The 17,840-nt window shown below is 71.0% G+C and carries 12 protein-coding genes; 10 read left to right on the top strand and 2 right to left on the bottom strand.

Annotated elements, in window-relative coordinates; all coding sequences use genetic code 11:
- Nucleotides 1–3: 3 nt before the first annotated feature.
- The 6 genes from trpB (at nt 4) to HV824_RS14185 (ending at nt 9,868) form a co-directional block, all read left to right on the top strand.
- Nucleotides 4–1,209, top strand: a complete 1,206-nt coding sequence (trpB, locus tag HV824_RS14160; RefSeq protein WP_176411464.1) for a tryptophan synthase subunit beta — start codon at nt 4–6, stop codon at nt 1,207–1,209.
- Nucleotides 1,206–1,997 (top strand): tryptophan synthase subunit alpha, encoded by a 792-nt coding sequence (gene trpA, locus HV824_RS14165; RefSeq protein ID WP_176419375.1) that lies wholly within the window; start codon nt 1,206–1,208, stop codon nt 1,995–1,997. The genes trpB and trpA overlap by 4 nt, the downstream gene beginning before the upstream one ends.
- Nucleotides 1,998–2,276: 279 nt before the next feature.
- On the top strand, nt 2,277–6,653 hold the full coding sequence (locus HV824_RS14170; RefSeq protein ID WP_368738058.1) for a CARDB domain-containing protein: 4,377 nt from the start codon (nt 2,277–2,279) through the stop codon (nt 6,651–6,653).
- A gap of 352 nt (nt 6,654–7,005) precedes the next feature.
- Nucleotides 7,006–8,655 carry a hypothetical protein gene (locus HV824_RS14175; protein ID WP_217917380.1) on the top strand — a complete coding sequence of 550 codons (1,650 nt, stop codon included), beginning with the start codon at nt 7,006–7,008 and terminating at the stop codon, nt 8,653–8,655.
- Between the two features lie 14 nt (nt 8,656–8,669).
- Nucleotides 8,670–9,200 (top strand): hypothetical protein, encoded by a 531-nt coding sequence (locus tag HV824_RS14180; RefSeq protein WP_176419377.1) that lies wholly within the window; start codon nt 8,670–8,672, stop codon nt 9,198–9,200.
- Between the two features lie 62 nt (nt 9,201–9,262).
- Nucleotides 9,263–9,868: a histidine phosphatase family protein gene (locus HV824_RS14185; protein ID WP_176419378.1), complete on the top strand. Its 606-nt coding sequence runs from the start codon at nt 9,263–9,265 to the stop codon at nt 9,866–9,868.
- 1 nt (nt 9,869) lies between these two features.
- Here the strand turns inward: HV824_RS14185 and HV824_RS14190 are convergent, their stop codons facing one another.
- Together HV824_RS14190 and HV824_RS14195 are read right to left on the bottom strand one after the other, a co-directional pair.
- Nucleotides 9,870–10,433: an aminodeoxychorismate/anthranilate synthase component II gene (locus HV824_RS14190; RefSeq protein WP_163779614.1), complete on the bottom strand. Its 564-nt coding sequence runs from the start codon at nt 10,431–10,433 to the stop codon at nt 9,870–9,872.
- On the bottom strand, nt 10,430–11,923 hold the full coding sequence (locus HV824_RS14195; protein WP_176423502.1) for an anthranilate synthase component I family protein: 1,494 nt from the start codon (nt 11,921–11,923) through the stop codon (nt 10,430–10,432). The genes HV824_RS14190 and HV824_RS14195 overlap by 4 nt, the downstream gene beginning before the upstream one ends.
- A 183-nt stretch (nt 11,924–12,106) precedes the next feature.
- Here HV824_RS14195 and HV824_RS14200 point away from each other — a divergent pair, with 183 nt between their 5' ends.
- From HV824_RS14200 to pdeM, 4 genes are read left to right on the top strand one after another with little or no spacing between them, the layout of a single operon-like run.
- Entirely contained in the window at nt 12,107–13,159 is a 1,053-nt protein-coding gene (locus HV824_RS14200; RefSeq protein ID WP_176419380.1) for a ligase-associated DNA damage response exonuclease, read from the top strand.
- Nucleotides 13,160–13,162: 3 nt separating this feature from the next.
- Nucleotides 13,163–14,758 (top strand): ATP-dependent DNA ligase, encoded by a 1,596-nt coding sequence (locus HV824_RS14205; RefSeq protein ID WP_176419381.1) that lies wholly within the window; start codon nt 13,163–13,165, stop codon nt 14,756–14,758.
- On the top strand, nt 14,745–17,216 hold the full coding sequence (locus tag HV824_RS14210; RefSeq protein ID WP_176419382.1) for a ligase-associated DNA damage response DEXH box helicase: 2,472 nt from the start codon (nt 14,745–14,747) through the stop codon (nt 17,214–17,216). The genes HV824_RS14205 and HV824_RS14210 overlap by 14 nt, the downstream gene beginning before the upstream one ends.
- Entirely contained in the window at nt 17,186–17,839 is a 654-nt protein-coding gene (gene pdeM, locus HV824_RS14215) for a ligase-associated DNA damage response endonuclease PdeM (RefSeq protein WP_176419383.1), read from the top strand. The genes HV824_RS14210 and pdeM overlap by 31 nt, the downstream gene beginning before the upstream one ends.
- Nucleotide 17,840: the final 1 nt, after the last annotated feature.

Below are 17,840 nucleotides of genomic sequence, written 5' to 3' on the forward strand. Positions count from 1 at the left end.
GACATGACGACGGAGACTGTCGCCGGCCGCTTCGGGCGCTACGGCGGACGCTACGTTCCGGAGACGCTGGTCCCCGCGCTGCAGGAGCTGGAAGAGGCCTACGCCGCGGCGAGCGCGGACCCGGCCTTCGGCGAGGAGGTCGCCCGCGTGCTGCGCGAGTACGTGGGCCGCCCCACCACGCTGACGCCCGCCCGGCGCCTCACGGAGGCCTGGGGCGGCGCGAACGTGTGGCTCAAGCGCGAGGACCTGGCGCACACCGGCGCGCACAAAATCAACAACACCGTGGGGCAGGTGCTGCTCGCGAAGCGGATGGGCAAGCAGCGCATCATCGCGGAGACGGGCGCGGGCCAGCACGGCGTGGCCACCGCCACCGCGTGCGCCCTCTTCGGCCTGCCCTGCGAGGTGTACATGGGCGCGCTGGACGTGGAGCGGCAGGCGCTCAACGTCTTCCGCATGCGCGCGCTGGGCGCGGTGGTGCGGCCCGTGGAGTCCGGCTCGCGCACGCTGAAGGACGCGATGAACGAGGCCATGCGCACCTGGGTGTCGCAGGTGTCGGACACGCACTACGTCATCGGCAGCGCGGCGGGGCCGCATCCCTATCCCACGGTGGTGCGCGACTTCCAGGCCGTCATCGGCCGCGAGCTGCGGACGCAGGCCCAGGCGGCCTTTGGCGGCCTGCCGGACGCCATCATCGCGTGCGTGGGCGGCGGCTCGAATGCCATTGGCGTGCTGCACCCGTTCATCGGTGACGCCAGCGTGCGGCTGGTGGGCGTGGAGGCGGGAGGCCACGGCCTGGAGACGAAGCAGCACGGCGCGTCGCTGACGCTGGGGACGGAGGGCGTGCTGCACGGCTCGCGCTCGCTGGTGCTCCAGGACGAGGACGGCCAGATTCAGGAGGCGCACAGCATCTCCGCGGGCCTGGACTATCCGGGCGTGGGCCCGGAGCTGGCGCACCTGGCGAAGACGGGGCGCATGGAGGTCCGCGTCGCCACGGACGACGAGGCGCTGGCGGCCTTCTACGAGGTGGCGCGCCTGGAGGGCATCCTCCCCGCGCTGGAGACGTCCCACGCCTTCGCGCGCGGCCGGGAGCTGGCGCGGGAGCTGGGGGCGGGCAAGCACCTGGTCATCAACTGCTCGGGCCGCGGAGACAAGGACGTGGCCACGATTTCCGCGCGGGGCGTGCCTCCGCCGGTGGGGGTGAAGGCGTGAGCGGCGAGATTGCACAAGCCTTCGCCCAGGCGAAGGCGCGAGGTGAAGGCGTGCTGGTGGCCTACGCCATGGCGGGCGACCCGGACCTGCCCCGCTCGGTGGACGTGTTCGCCGCGCTGGTGGAGGGCGGCGCGGACGTGCTGGAGCTGGGCGTGGCGTTCAGCGACCCCATCGCCGACGGCCCCGTCATCCAGGGCGCGGCGGAGCGGGCGCTCAAGGCCGGCTCCACGCTCAAGCGAGTGCTGGACCAGGTGGTGCCCGCGGTGCGCCAGCGCTGCCCCCAGACGCCGCTGGTCATCATGACGTACGTCAACGTCATCATGGCCATGGGCGAGGCGCGCTACGCGAAGCTCGCCCGCGAGCGCGGCGTGTCGGGGACCATCCTCCCGGACCTGCCCCCCGAGGAGAGCGCCAGCCTGCGCGCCACGTTCGACGCGGAGGGCCTCGACTTGATTCCCCTGTGCGCGCCCACCACGCCCCCAGCGCGGGCGCGGGCCATCGCGAAGGAAGGCCGTGGCTTTGTCTATTGTGTGTCCGTGTCCGGCGTGACGGGCATGCGCGCGGAGCTGCCGCCGGACCTGTCACAGCGGTTGGAGTTGGTGCGGAGGGCCGCGCCCGTCCCCGTGGTGGCGGGCTTTGGCATCTCCACGGCGGAGCAGGCACGCACCCTGTCTGCCCATGCGGATGGCGTCGTGGTGGGCAGCGCGCTGGTGCGTGCCGCGCACACAGAGGGCCCCGCCGCGGCGAAGGCGCTCTGCGCCGACATCAAGCGCGGGCTGCGCCGCTGAGGCCTGGCCGCTTCGCCCCAGCTTAATTCGATTTTCGGGAATAATTCGCCATCCCTATAAACACTCCGGAGCGCCCTGGACACCCGCATCGGGCGGGCTCGTCCGCGGCGCCATCCATCCGGAGGCAATATGTTGCAACGGCGAAGGCCGTCTTGGAGCGGTGCGTTCCTGCTGACAGCGGGGCTGCTGGCAGGGACGGGCTGTGGGGGCGACGCAGCTCCCACCGAGCCTGTCCCCACAAGAAGTCAGTCCCAGCGCCAGGGCTTTGGCCCCGACCTGGTGATACGAGAGCTACGGGGCCCCGCGAGCGTTCGGCTCGGAGAGACGTTCACCGCCACGGTGCGGGTCTGCAACGACGGGACAGCGCTCGCCCAGGGGCCCTTCGGCGCGCTCGAGCTGGGCCTCTATCTCTCCACGGACGACACCCTGTCCTGGCCCGACCCGGGCCTGCCGCCGCCCCTGGACCAGGTGCTCGTCGCCACGGTCCAGATGAACGCGCTGGAGGCGGGGCAGTGTGAGACGCGGGGCCTCACCGGGTACGCCACGCCGCCCGCGCAGGGCCAGGGGGACGGCGCCTACCACTTGGGCGCCATCATCGACGTGCAGCAGACCGTCGTCGAGCTGGACGAAGCCAACAACGTCGGCGTGACGGTGCTGGGCGTGGGGACGCGGCCGGACCTCGTCGTCACGGAGGTCCACGCGCCCGCCAGTGCCCGAAGCGGCCAGGGCATCACGACGACCGTCAAGGTGTGCAACCAGGGCACGGCGATGTCGGAGCAGGGGTCCGTGGACCTCTACCTCTCCTCGGATGACACCGTGTCCTGGCCCGTCCCGAACCCGCCGCCCACCTCGGGCCAGCTCCTGATTGGCTCGTTCCCCATGCCGGAGCTGTCCCAGGGCCGGTGCGCCCTCCGCGAGGTGTCCTCCCTGGTGACGCTGCCGCCCGGCGCCTCACCCGGGCAGCCGCTCTACCTGGGCGTCATCGCCGACGCCCAGCAGAGCACCCCGGAGCTGCGCGAGGACAACAACATCACCGTGAGCGCCCCCATCGGCGTGGGGGACGCGCCGGACCTCGTCGTCACGGAGGTCCACGCGCCCGCCAACACCGGGGGCAGCCACCCGCTCATGGCCACCGTGAGGGTTTGCAACCAGGGCACCCAGCCCGCGCCCACCAGCGCCGTCGAGCTGCACCTCTCCGTGGATGGCGCCTTCGCCATGCCCGGCGCTGGCACGCCGCCTCCACCGGGACAGACGATGGTGGGCCAGACGGGCCTGCCTCCGCTCGGCCCTGGCCACTGCGCCACACGCGACGTGCTGGCCGATGCGGCCCCGCCCCCCGGCGGCCCGCTCGACAGGGTCGTCTTCCTGGCGGCCCTCGTCGATGCCGCGCAGAACGTCCCGGAGCTGCGCGAGGACAACAACGTCTTCGTGAAGGGCCCCCTCGGCGTGGGGCAGGCGCCTGACCTCGTCGTCACCGCGATGACGGCCCCCCCGAGCCTGAGCCCCTGGGGCTCCGCCAACGCCTCCGTCACCGTCTGCAACGAGGGTACGGAGCCGACCTCGATGGTCGACGTCGAGCTGTTCCTCTCCATGGTGCCGACGCTGGACCTGCCGTCCTATGTGTACAGCCACCATGGGACCCAGGCCTCGATTGGCTTGCTGACCCTCCCCGGGCTGGACCCGGACCAATGCGTCACTGGCGACGTCGTCATCCACGCGGGCCGACCCCACGACGCGCCCCCCGGAATGGAGTCCTTCTACCTGGGCGCCATCGCCGGCACGGCGTCGAACGTCCCGGAGCTGCGCGAGGACAACAACACCTTCGTGAGCGGACTCATGGGCGTGGGCGAGCGCCCCGACCTGGTCATCACCGCGCTGAAGGGGCCCGCCAACGTCGGGACAGGCACCTTCCCCGTCACCGCGACGGTCTGCAACCAGGGCACCCAGAGCAGTTACTCCGACGTGCTGGAGCTCTATCTCTCCACGAGCACGTTCCTGAACGCGCCAACGCCGGAGGGTGGCCCCACTTTCGAGCCGTTCATGCGCACCCCCATTGGGATGCTCACGCTCCCACCGCTGGACCCCGGCGAGTGCAGGGCGCTCTCCGGGACCGCGGTGGCCCAGTCCCCAGGAGGGAACTGGAACACGGCCTACTTCCTCGGCGGCATCGTCGACCCGTGGTCGGCGGTGCAGGAGCTGCGCGAGGACAACAACACCTTCATCGGCGGCGTCATCGGCGTGGGTGACGGCCCCGACCTCGTCGTCACCGCCCTCACCGGCCCGGCCAGCGTGCGGAGGAACGAGCCGTTCTCATCGGCCCTCACCGTCTGCAATCAGGGCACCGCGCAGTCCAGCCCCAGCCAGGCACAAGTGTTCCTCTCCACCGAATCCAGCCTGCTCTTTCCGGACTGGACCAACCCGGGCGCCCCGCTCCCGGAGGGCCAGACGCCCGCCGGTGAGCTGAACATTCCCTCGTTGAGCGCCGGCCAATGCTTCACGGGCAACGCCTCCGGCTCTGCCTACCTCCCGCCCGCCGTTCCAGGCGAGGTCTTCCACCTGGGCGCCATCGTCGACGTGTGGAGAGACGTCGAAGAGCTTCGCGAGGAGAACAACACCTTCGTCAGTGGCCGCATCGGCGTGGGTGACGGCCCCGACCTGGTCGTCACCGCCCTCACCGGCCCCGCGAGCGTGCAGCCCAATGACGCCTTCACCGCCACCGTCACCGTCTGCAACCAGGGCACTGCTTCCTCGTACTCCTCGGACCTGGAGCTGTTCTTCTCCACGACGGCAGGCCTGGCGCTGCCTCGGTGGAATGGCCCCGGCGCCCCCTTCCCGGAGACGCAGGCGCCTGCCGGGATGTTGCCCGTCCCGTACCTGGAAGCCGGCCAGTGCGTCACGCTGGCGGTCCCGGGCCACGCGCAGCAGCCTCCCGCGGCGACGCCCGACCAGCCCCTCTACCTGGGCGCCATCGTCGACGGGTGGGGAGGCACGCTGGAGCTGCGCGAGGACAACAACACCTTCGTGAGCGACCTCGTGGGCGTAGGCTACGGGCCCGACCTCGTCGTCACCGCCATCCAGGCCCCCGCCAGCGTGTTGCCCAACGACACGTTCCACGCGACCGTCACGGTGTGCAACCAGGGCACGGCCCCCTCGGCCGGCAACGACGTGGAGGTGCACCTCGCCTCGGAGCCGGCGTTGGTCATGCCCCGGTGGAACAGCCCCGGCAATCCCCTGCCGGCCACGCAACAGCCTGTCGGCGGCATGAGCGTGCCCTCATTGAACCCCGGCAGGTGCTTCACGGGGAGCGCCAGCGCCACGGCCAGCCGGCCTCCCGCGGCGACGCCCGGCCAGCCGCTCTACCTGGGCGCCCTGGTCGACGCGAATCGCTTCGAGCAGGAGTTGCGTGAGGACAACAACGTCTTCGTCAGCGGCCAGCTCAGCGTGGGCGAAGGCCCCGACCTGGTCATCACCTCCGTCACCGGCCCCGCGAGCGTGGCGCGCTACGATGCGTTCACCGCCACCGTGTCGGTCTGCAATCAGGGCACGAGCGCGTCGTCCTCCACCCTGGTGGAGGTCTACCTCTCCACGGAGGACACCCTGCACCTGCCGTCGTGGAATGAGCCGGGCCCGCCCATGCCGGACACCCAGCAGGTGGTTGGCGAGCTGAGCCTCCCGTCGCTGCAAGTGGATGACTGCGTGACGTTGAACATCCCCTCCTGGGCGCAGCGCCCCCCGGCGGCGGTGGCGGACGGCCCGCTCTATCTGGGCGCCACCGTCGGCGCACATGCACCGCACGACGAGCTGCGCGGAGACAACAACACCTTCGTGGGCGGACTCATCGGCGTGGGGTACGGCCCGGACCTCGTCATCACCACCGTGAGCGCACCGGCGAGCGTGCCGTCCAACGGCACCTTCACCGCCACCGTGACAGTCTGTAATCAGGGGACGCAGTACTCGAACGGCACCTCCCTGGAGCTGTTCTTCTCCACGCAGGCGCGGGTGGTCATGCCCCAGTGGAATGGCTCGGGAATGCCCTACCCGAACACCCAGATGCCCCTTGGCTACGTCAACGTGCAGCCACTGAATCCAGGGCAGTGCGTCACGGAGCCCGCCTCAGCCTGGGTGACGCTGCCCCCCGAGGCGTCGCCCAATCACCCCCTGTACCTGGGCGCCGCTGTCGACACCTCTCAGATGGAGGCGGAGCTGCGCGAGGACAACAACACCTTCGTGAGCGGACTCATGGGCGTGGGCGACCGGCCCGACCTGGTCATCACCTCCCTCTCCGGCCCCACCTCCGTGAGGACAGGCAGCGCCTTCACCGCCACCGTGCGCGTGTGCAACCAGGGCACCACCACCGCCAGCAACACCGCCGTGGACCTGTATCTGTCGAGCAGCGACACACTCGAGCTCCCACCTCAAGGCGGACCGGGGGCCCCCCCCGAATCACAGACGGTCATCGGCGCCGTTCAGGTCAACACCCTGGACGCCGGGCAGTGCGTCACGCGCAATGCCTCGGTGACGGCCTACACGCCTCCGGACTCGGGCCCCACCGGGTTCTTCTACCTGGGCGGCATCGCCGACCCCTGGAATCACCAGGAGGAACTGCGCGAGGACAACAACGTCCGCGCGGACCGGCTCATCATCGTGACGCAGTAGTCACTGCCGGAGAACATGCCCGGCCGGGCGCACCGTCGTCCGGCCGGGCAGCCTGCAACCCTGAACGAATGCCAGCCGCCCTCTTGTAATTCCTACACAGCCGCGACCTGACGCTCCGCGCTGGCGTCAGCGCCTCCTGCCATCGAGTTCCACCCGGCGGACACAAACCTGACCTCCAGGCCATTCTCCCGCCGTCCCGAAGGCATTCACAGACAACGCGACTCAACATCCAAGCACCCTCCAAGGCACGCGCACCAATCTCCAAGAATCACAATAAACAAGAGAATAACTGGCACATCGACTGCAGCCCGCCGGCTCCCGTCCCCCTGCAATCACGGACGTGGAGACCTCCATGATGGATAGGAAGTGGCTCCGGCTCCTGTTCATTGGGGCCGTCTGGGCCTCGAACGCCTGGGCCAACAACCTCCGCTCCGAGCAGCTCGTGAACGGACGAAAGCAATACACGGTCGGCACCTACCCGGAGACGCTGCGCTTCACGCTCACCGTCGCCAACATCGACCTGGAGCGCCCCTCCGAGCTGCGCTCCGCGACCGCGCCCCTGCTGAAGGACTGCACGCGCTCGCCCACGCCCCCCCTCGTGGTCCCGGAGGGAGGACACGTCACGTACCAATGCGAACTCACGCTGGAGAGCTACGACGCGTGTCTCACGTTGGGGATACATGATGCGAATCCGGTGACGCCCAACCACGAGGTCTCCTTCACCAGCACCTTCAGCATCGGCTGGGACGCGGGCGCCAGCCAGGCGGGGACCAACGTGCTCTGCCTCCCTCGGCCCGACCTGTTCTGCGACGACACCGTCTACCTCTCCACGGCCTCGCGCTCTCCGGAAGGACGGCCCGCGGCCCCCTCGCGGCTCTACATCTTCGACCCCGCCACCGGCACGCTGACGCTGCAGGGTGAAGCAGCACTCCCCTACAACGCGCTGGCGTTCAACCCCTTCGACAACAGCCTGTACGCCATCGCGTCGGACGGCGTCAGCGCGCCCCGCTTCATCCGCGTCGACGCCACGGGCGCTTCGAGCGTCATCGCCCCGCTGGACACCGAGGCGCCTCAGTCGGCCATCTGGACCGCGGGCGCCGTCCTCAAGGATGGCGCCTACGCCGGCTTCGAGCCCAGCACCCATCGCCTCATCCGCGTCAACCCCAGCACCGGAGAGACGCTCTCCGAGCACGTGGTCAGCGCCCCGGGAGACTTCCAGGTGGCGGACTTCGCGATGAGCCCCCGGGACGGCCTGCTCTACGCCTTCAACAACGCCACCCAGCGGCTGACCACCATCGACCCGCGCACGGGCGTGGCCACGGACCATCCCTCGCCCGCGCGGATTGACGGCGAGCTCGCGGAGGACCCGCACATGAGCGCCGCCGTCTTCACACGCGACGGCGAGCTCTTCCTCCATGGGACCAGCGGCCCCGACACCCGCAGGGCCAGCGGCTTCCATGCCGTGGACGTGATGACGGGCAACCTGACCACCCTCCTCACGCGGGCGGTGCCGCAGCTCGCGAACGGCGCGATGTGTGGCTTCTACCTCTGGGGCTCGCCTCGCCCGCAGCCGACGACCCGGGGCCGCGGGTTCTTCGGCGCCAGCGAGAGCGCCCTCCTGGAGTGCCTGGCATACGGCCCCATCTCCCTCGGCGCCCTCGGCGAAGTCTCCACCCTCCCAGGTGCCCTGGGCATCCTCTGGGCCAACCCCGCCATCGCCTCGGACAACGCGCGCCGCACGGCCACGGAGTCCTTGAAGGTCCGCACGGCGCGCGAAGCGCTGACGGCGGTCTGCAACGAGCGCGTCTTCAACACGCGCGCGCCCACCCTGTCCGCGCTGGCGAGTCCGGCCCCGCTCGACCCTGGCCGGATGGAGCAGCTGCGACAGCGGCTGGAGCGGCACAACCATTCTGGCAAACGGACGGCGATTCCGCTGCGAAAGAGAATCTTCGCGGTGGACCCGCTGCGGGCCATGGAGCACGCCGAGGAGCCTCGGTTCTGAGAGGGAGCGCGGTCATGAAGATTCCATCCAAATCCAGGTGGGTTCCGGGCCTGCTCGTGGCGCTGGGGACAGGTGCCTGCGACAGCAGCGAAGACGATTTGATGCGAGCGTTGGGAGACCCCGTGCTGGACGCCTTCGAAATCCGCATGCGGGGCCAGGACGCGGCACAGTACGAGATGGTCCTGCTGGGCATGGGCCAGGTCGAGGTCACGTCCTTCGGCGAGCCCATCCGCTTCGAGCCCTCGCCCAACGCGCGCGCCATGGACCTGTCGAAGACGGACCAGGCCCACCTGATGGGGCGCTTCTTCCTGCCCAGGTACGTGAAGCAGGTGGACATCACCGTGCGCCTGGACGACGTGGGAGCGTTCAAGGAAGACCGCCTCGCGGGTCTCATCAACGCCCAAGCCGGAACCATCCAGTTCTCGACGACGCGCGGCGCCCTGGAGCAGCGCTCACGCGTCGTCATCCACCTGCACCTGAAGGACAGCCTCTTCGACGGCAGGGGCGGAAAGACGCTCCTACCGTCGACATACATCGCCCACTGAATGTCCCGGCACCCCGAGGCCCCTCGGGCTTTCGCCTGCGCGCGGGCCCGGGCCCTGCCAGAATGCGCGCCATGAAGACCCCCGGGAAACAGGTGGTACTCGTCCGGCACGGAGAGACGGAGTGGAGCCACAACGGCCGGCACACAGGGCGGACGGACATTCCGCTCCTGGACTCCGGAAGGGAGATGGGCCGCCTTCTGGGCGCGCCGCTGAAGGCCTGGCGCTTCGACGCCGTCTACACCAGCCCACTGAGCCGCGCGGCGGACACCTGCGCGCTCGCCGGTTACGACGACCTGGCCCAGCCGCGCGAGGACCTCATGGAGTGGGACTACGGCGACTACGAGGGGCGCACCGGCGCGGAGATTCGCGCGGAGCGGCCCGACTGGACCATCTGGAAGAACGGCGTCCCCAACGGCGAGACGGCGGCGCAGGTGGCCACGCGCGTGGACAGCGTCATCTCCGACGCGCTCCGGACGGACGGGGACGTGCTCATCTTCGCCCACGGGCACCTGCTCCGCGTGCTCGCGGCGCGGTGGCTGGGCCTGCCTCCGTGGGAAGGCCGCCTCTTCCTGCTGAGCACCGCGTCCATCAGCGTGCTCGGACACGACGGCGACAGGCGCCGCCCGGCCATCGTGTCGTGGAACGACACCACGCACCTGCGCGCTTGAGCTACAGCCGCCCCTCCAGGAAGTTGCGCACCAGCGCCGGCCCATCCGGTGTGAGCACGCTCTCTGGATGGAACTGAACGCCCACCACGGGCCGCTCGCGGTGGCGCAGCGCCATGATGAGGCCATCCTGGCTCCACGCGGTGGCCTCCAGCTCAGCGGGCAGGGACGGCGCCTCCACGATGAGCGAGTGGTAGCGCGCCGCCGCGAAGCCCGCGCTGAGCCCCGCGAAGAGGCCCGTGCCGCCATGCTGGATGTGCGCCGCCTTGCCGTGCACCGGCGCTGGCGCGCGCACCACCTTGCCGCCGAAGGCCGCGCCAATGGACTGGTGCCCCAGGCACACGCCCAGCACTGGCACGCGTGACTGGGCAATGGCCGCCACGCTGACGCCCGCCTCGTGCGGCGTGCAGGGCCCCGGCGAAATCACCAGGTGGGACGCGCCCGAGGCCGCCACGCCTTGAGCATCCAGGTCGTCGTTGCGCACCACCTTCACCTCGGCCCCCAACGTGTACAGGAGCTGCACGAGGTTGAAGGTGAAGGAGTCGTAGTTGTCGATGACCAGAATCACCGGCCACCTCCCTCGCGCGCCAGCCGCAGCGCGGCGGCCATGGCGCCCGCCTTGGCTTCCGTCTCGTCCGCCTCCTTCGACGGCACGGAGTCCGCGACCACTCCCGCGCCCGCGGTCCACATCGTCCGGTCTCCGTCCACGAAGAAGGTGCGCAAGGCAATCGCCACGTCCAGCGTGCCGCAGAAGGACAGGTAGCCCACCGCGCCCGAGTAGGGCCCGCGCCGCTGGACCTCCAGCTCGTCGATGATTTGCATCGCGCGAATCTTGGGCGCGCCCGACACCGTGCCCGCGGGGAAGGTGCTGGCCAGCGCGTCCAGCGCGTCGTACTTCGCGTCGAGCTTGCCGCGCACCTGCGACACGATGTGCATCACGTGGCTGTAGCGCTCGATGAGCATCATGTCCTCGACGCGCACCGAGCCAGGCGCCGCCACGCGGCCCACGTCGTTGCGCCCCAGGTCCACCAGCATGATGTGCTCGGCGCGCTCCTTCTCGTCCGCGAGCAGCTCCTTCTCCAGGGCCAGGTCCTCGGCCTCGGACGCGCCGCGCCGCCGGGTGCCGGCGATGGGCCGCACCACCACGTCCCCGTCACGCACCTGCACCAGCAGCTCCGGCGATGCGCCCACCAACGCGCGGGCCTCGCCCAGCGCCACCAGGAAGAGGTACGGCGACGGATTCACCCGCCGCAGCGCGCGGTAGAGCGACAGCGGCGGCGGCGCGCCCCGGGACTCGAAGCGGCGCGCGAGCACGACCTGGAAGATGTCTCCGGCGCGGATGTACTCCTGCGCCCGAGCCACCGCCGCCTCATACCCCGCGCGCTCCCAGCACGCGGTGGGCGCCACGTCCCCACGCATGCGCGGCGCCGGCGCGTAGGCCTCCGGAGGCAGCGGCTTCAGCAGCCGGTCCGCCATGGCCCGCGCGCGCGCCTCCGCGTCCTGCAGCGCGGCGGCCACGCTGCCGTGCAGCGACGGCCGGGCAATGGCGGTGGCCTTGAGCGTCCCGGTGCGGGTGTCGTGCGTGACGAAGTCCTCGCACACCAGCCACTCCGAGTCCGGGAAGGAGAGGTCGCTGGAGTGCCGGTCCGGCACCGTGGGCTCCAGCCACGAGAAGCAGTTGTAGCCCATGTACCCCACGAGCCCGCCCAGGAAGGGCGCTTCACCGGGGAGCCGCGCCACGGCCAGCTCGCGCCAGAGCTGGCGCAGCACGTCCAGGGGCTTGCCGTCCCGACGCTCCTCGTTCGAGCCCCGCCACAAGGTGGCGCCGCCGCGGTCCAGCCGCACGCGGCCCGCGGGCTCCGCGCCAATGTGGCTGTAGCGGCCGAACCGCTCGCCGCCGTAGCACGACTCGAGGATGAAGCCGCGCGAACCACCGCCCAGCTTCAGGTAGGCCGACAGCGGCGTGTCGAGGTCCGCCGGCAGCTCCACCGACACCGGCACCGCCTCGCCCTGCTCCGCGCGCCGTCGGTAGGCTGACTTCCGCTCCTGTGCATCCATCGTCGTTGACTCGCTTCCCACCGCGCATCACGGCAGGGGGGAACTGGGGTTATCCCCCGTCCAAGGGGAGTCCTCCAAGCGGTCCGATATTCCTCTGCATCCGTCGCGCAAGCCCCCCCGGCCAGCGGGTGCCCGAAGAGCAGCCCGGGGAGCTCCCGCCGGTGAGGCGAAGTCCCACCCCCGGTGGTCCGCCTCCGAGCCCCTCGCTATCTGAATGGGACTTTGCGTGCCGCGCCTTCCGCTCCATTGATGACGGTGACGCCTCAGGGGCTCTACTGCGCTCCCGGCGGCTTCCACGTCGACCCCTGGCGTCCGGTGGACCGGGCGCTCATCACCCACGCGCATGGTGACCACGCCCGCGGTGGCAGCCGCCACTATCTGGGCGCCCGGGCAGGCAAGGGGCTGCTGCACCGGAGATTGGGCGCGGACGCCACCATCGACACGCTCGACTACGGCGAACGGTTGAGCATCAACGGCGTCACCATCAGCTTCCATCCCGCGGGCCACGTGCTGGGCAGCGCGCAGCTGCGCGTGGAGCACGGCGGGGAGACGTGGGTCGTGTCCGGTGACTACAAGCGCGCGCCGGACCCCACGTGCGCGCCCTTCGAGGTCGTCCCCTGTCACACCTTCATCACCGAGGCGACGTTCGGCCTGCCCATCTTCCGCTGGGACGCGACGGAGCAGGTGGCCGAGGACATCCTGCGTTGGTGGGACGTCAACCGCGCGCTGGGCCGCGCGGCGGTGCTGTTCTGCTACGCGCTGGGCAAGGCGCAGCGGCTGCTCGCGGAGCTGGCGAAGCGGACGGACCGCACCGTGTTCGTCCACGGCGCGCTGCACGCCCTGGTGGACGTGTACCGGGACGCGGGCGTCCGCATGCTGCCCACGCAATGGGTGTCCGAGGTGGAGAAGGGCACCTCGTTCGCGGGAGCGCTGGTGCTGGCGCCGCCGAGCGCGAGCGGCTCCACGTGGATGCGCCGCTTCGGTGAGTACGAGACGGGCTTCGCGTCCGGCTGGATGCGCATTCGCGGCAACCGCCGCCGCCGGGGCTTCGACCGCGGCTTCGTGCTGTCGGACCACGCGGACTGGCCGGACCTGCTGCGCACGGTGAAGGACACCCAGGCGGAGCGCGTGCTGGTGACGCACGGCTACACCGAGCCGCTGGCCCATTACCTGCGCGAACAGGGCGTGGACGCCGCGCCCCTGGCCACGCCCTTCGAAGGCGAAGCGGAGGACTGACGCGTGCGGCGACTGGCGGACCTCTATGAAACGCTGGACCAGACCACCTCCACCAACGCCAAGGTGGAAGCGCTCGCGCGCTACTTCCAGGAAGCGCCCCCGGAGGACGCGGCGTGGGCGCTCTACTTCCTCACGGGCCAGAAGCTGAAGCGGCTGCTTCCCACGAAGCTGCTGGTGGGGTGGACGCAGGAGCTGACGGGCATCCCCGGCTGGCTCTTCGAGGAGGTCTACGCCTCCGTGGGCGACCTGGCGGAGGTGATTGCCCTGCTGCTGGACGCACGCGAGCGCCCGGCGCGGACCGAGGAGCTGCCCCTGTCCACGTGGCTGGAGCAACGCCTGTTGCCGCTGCGTCAACTGGATGCCGCCGGGCAACGCGAGCAGGTGGTCTCCTGGTGGCACGCCATGCCCCGGCGCGAGCTGTTCCTGCTCAACAAGCTGCTCACCGGCGAGCTGCGCGTGGGCGTGTCCTCCACGCTGGTGGTCCGCGCGGTGGCGCAGGTGGCGGGCCTGCCCGCGCCCAGCGTGGCGCACCGGCTGATGGGGACATGGACGCCCTCGCCCACCTTCTTCCGGCAGCTCGTGTCCCAGGACGAGTCGGACGGCGACAGCTCCCGGCCCTACCCCTTCTACCTCGCGTCACCGCTGGAGCAGCCACCCGGAGACCTGGGCGACCGGGCGGAGTGGCTGGTGGAGTGGAAGTGGGACGGCATCCGGGGCCAGCTCATCCGCCGCGAGGGCGGCGTGCACCTGTGGAGCCGGGGCGAGGAGCTCATCACCGAGCGCTTCCCTGAAATCGCGGACGCCTCGGCGGCGCTGCCCGAGGGCACGGTGCTGGACGGCGAGGTGCTGGCCTACGCGGACGGAGCGCCCCTGCCCTTCGCCCTGCTCCAGCGGCGCATCGGCCGGCAGAAGCTGACGCCCAAGGTGCTGGCCGAAGCCCCAGCGGCCTTCATCGCCTACGACGTGCTGGAGCTGGGAGGCGAGGACCTCCGGAGCCAGCCGCTGCGCGAGCGGCGCGCGAAGCTGGAGGCGCTGTTGAAGGACGTGCCGCGGCTGCCTGTCTCGCCCGTCGTGCCAGCGGCCACCTGGGAGGACCTGGCCACCGCGCGGGGCGAGGCGCGAGCGCGCAACGTCGAAGGCTTCATGCTCAAGCGCCTGGAGTCGCCGTACCTCACCGGACGCAAGCGGGGCGACTGGTGGAAGTGGAAGATTGACCCGTTCACGGTGGACGCGGTGTTGCTGTACGCGCATCCGGGCCACGGCCGGCGCGCGTCGCTGTACACCGACTACACCTTCGCGGTGTGGAACGGCACGGAGCTCCAGCCGGTGACGAAGGCGTACTCCGGCCTGACGGACGCGGAGATGGGCCGGCTGGACCGGTGGATTCGCGCGCACACGCGGGAGAAGTACGGCCCCGTGCGCTCGGTGGAGCCCGAACAGGTCTTCGAGCTGCACTTCGAGGGCATCCAGTCCTCGCCGCGTCACAAGTCGGGCGTCGCGCTGCGCTTCCCCCGAATCGCCCGCTGGCGGACGGACAAGAAGCCGCGGGACGCGGACACGCTGGACTCGCTCAAGGCGCTGCTCCATGCCAGCGGGTAGGCCTCGCTCGCCGCGGGCGCAGCTTGCCGCCAGTCGCAAGGCCCTGCGCGCCTGGTTCCGCGCGAAGGGATGGACGCCCTATCCGTTTCAAGAAGAGGCCTGGGCCGCCCACGCGCGCGGCGAAAGCGGACTCCTCCACGTCCCCACTGGCGCGGGCAAGACGTACGCGGCCTACCTGGGCCCGCTCGCGGACGTGGCGGCGCATCGACAGCCCGGGCTTCAGCTCCTCTATGTGACGCCGCTGCGCGCGGTGTCCCGGGACGTGGAGAAGGCGCTGCGGGAGCCCCTCACCGTGCTCGACGCGGACATCACCGTGGAGAGCCGCACCGGCGACACGTCCTCCTCGGTGCGCCAGCGTCAGCGGGAGCGGCTGCCGCAGGTGCTCATCACCACGCCGGAGTCGCTGTGCGTCCTGCTCACGCATGAGCGGGCCCCGGAGCTGTTCGCGTCGCTGCGCTCCGTCATCGTGGACGAGTGGCACGAGCTGCTCGGCTCGAAGCGGGGTTCGCAATTGGAGCTGGCGCTGGCCCGCCTGCGCCACTTCGCCCCGGGCCTGCGCACCTGGGCGCTGTCCGCCACGCTGGCCAACCTGGACGAGGCCGCGCGTCACGCCGTGGGCACCGGCCTGACGCCCACGATTGTGAGCGCGGCGCTGGAGCGGCCCGTCGTCGTGGAGACGCTGCTGCCCGAGTCCGTGGATGCGTTCCCCTGGGCGGGCCACCTGGGCTTCTCCATGCTCGCCCGCGTGGGCGCGTGGCTGGACCCGGAGCGCTCCACGCTCATCTTCACCAACACGCGCTCCCAGGCCGAGCGCTGGTTCGAGGGCCTGCGCTTCGTCCGTCCAGAGTGGGAGCACCTCATCGCGCTCCACCATGGCTCCATCGACCGCGAGGAGCGCGAGCGCGTGGAGAGCGGCCTCAAGGAAGGCTCGCTGCGCATCGTGGTGTGCACCTCGTCGCTGGATTTGGGCGTGGACTTCGGCCCGGTGGAGCGCGTGGTGCAGGTGGGCAGCCCCAAGGGCATTGGCCGGACGATGCAGCGCGCGGGCCGCGGCGCCCACCGTCCCGGCGCCACCTGCCACATCCTCTTCGTCCCCACGCACGCGCTGGAGCTGGTGGAGATGGCCGCCGCCAAGGACGCGCTCCTGCGCCGCGAGGTGGAGGCCCGCACGCCTCCGAGCAAGCCGCTGGACGTCCTGGCGCAGCACCTGGTGACGTGCGCCATGGGCGGCGGCTTCACGCCCGATGCCCTGCGTGACGAGGTGCGCACCGCGGCGGCCTTCGCCAGCCTCACTGACGAGGCGTTCGCGTGGACCCTGTCCCTGGTCCGCGAGGGCAGCCCCACGCTGCGCGCCTACCCGGAGTTCCGCCGCGTGGTGGAGCAGGAGGGACGCTGCGTCGTCGCGGACGCGCGCGTGGCCCGCATGCACCGCCTCAACATCGGCACCATCACCTCCGACGCCGTGGTGCAGCTGCGCTACTGGAGCGGCGGGCGCCTGGGCAGCGTGGAGGAGTCCTACGTCAGCCGCCTCAAGCCGGGCGACACCTTCATCTTCGCGGGGAAGAAGCTGGAGTTCAGCCGCCTCCAGGACATGACCGCCTACGTGCGGCCCGCGAAGACGAAGGTCACCCAGACGCCGCGCTGGGGCGGCAGCCGCCTGCCCTTGTCCAGCTCACTGGCCGCCGCCGTTCGGCGCACGCTGGACACCGCGCGCCATGGCGACGTCACCTCGGACGAGCTGGCCGCGGCCTGGCCCGTGCTGGACGCGCAGGCCCGCCTGTCCCGCATCCCCGCGGCGGACCTCCTGCTGGCGGAGGCGTGCCAGACGCGCGACGGGCACCACCTCTTCCTCTACCCCTTTGAAGGACGGCGGGTGCACGAGGGACTGGCGGCGCTGCTCGCGCTGCGGCTGACGCGCCTGCGCAAGGCCACCTTCACCCTGTCGGTGAATGACTACGGCCTGGAGCTGCTCACGCCCACGCCCTTCCCCTTCGAGGAGGCGCTGCGCCCCGCCCTCTTCACCCGCGAGCGGCTGGAGGCGGACGTCCTGGAGAGCGTCAACGTCGGCGAGCTGTCGAAGCGCCAGTTCCGAGACATCGCCCGCATCGCCGGGCTGGTGCCGCCGGGCCTGCCCGGCGCGCGCAAGTCCTCGCGACAGGTCCAGGCCAGCGCGTCGCTGCTGCACGACGTCTTCATCAAATACGACCCGGACAACCTCCTGCTCGTCCAGGCCCGCCGGGAGGTGCTGGAGCAACAGTTCGAGGAGGGGCGCCTGGCGCGGACCCTGGAGCGGCTTCAGGCCGCGCCCCTGGAGCTCATCCAGGTCCGCCGGCCCACGCCGTTGGGCTTCCCCCTCGTCGTCGAGCGCATCAGCGCGAGCCTGTCCAGCGAGTCCCTGCTGGAGCGGGTGGAGCGGTTGAAGGAGCGATGGACTCGCGAAGATGCCAGGTCCGCATAGCGGGCACCCTGCTGGAGCTGCTCCCGGAGCGCGCCCTGTACTGGCCCGACACCGGCACCCTGGCCGTGGCGGACCTCCACTGGGGCAAGACGGAGAGCTTCCAGCAGCACGGCATCCCCCTGCCCACGGGCGTGCTGGAGGACGACCTGACCCGCCTGTCCGCGGCGCTCACCTCCACCGGTGCCCGCCGCCTGCTCCTGCTGGGCGACCTCATCCACTCCCGCCAGGGGCTCACCCCCGCCGTGGTCGAGCGGCTGGCCGTGTGGCGGGAGTCCCACGCCTCCGTGGCGTGCGTCCTGGTGCGGGGCAACCATGACCGGCACATGAAGACGCTGCCCGAGCGCTGGCGCCTGGACGTCCGCGAGGCCGCCATCGACGAAGGCCCGTTCCACTTCGCCCACCATCCGGAGCCCGTGTCCGGCCGCTATGTATGGGCAGGTCACCTCCACCCCATGGTGCGGCTGGGTGGGAAGCGCGACACACTGCGACTTCCCTGCTTTCAGGTGGGACACGGCGTGGGCGTGCTCCCGGCCTTCAGTGCCTTCACCGGTGGACCCAACGTCTCCCGCCGCGCGGGCGATCGCATCTTCGCCGTCGCCGGCCCCGCAGTCGTCGAGGTGTAGG

The organism is Myxococcus sp. AM009 (assembly GCF_013372605.1).
In the GTDB taxonomy this organism is placed as follows: Bacteria; Myxococcota; Myxococcia; order Myxococcales; family Myxococcaceae; genus Myxococcus; species Myxococcus vastator.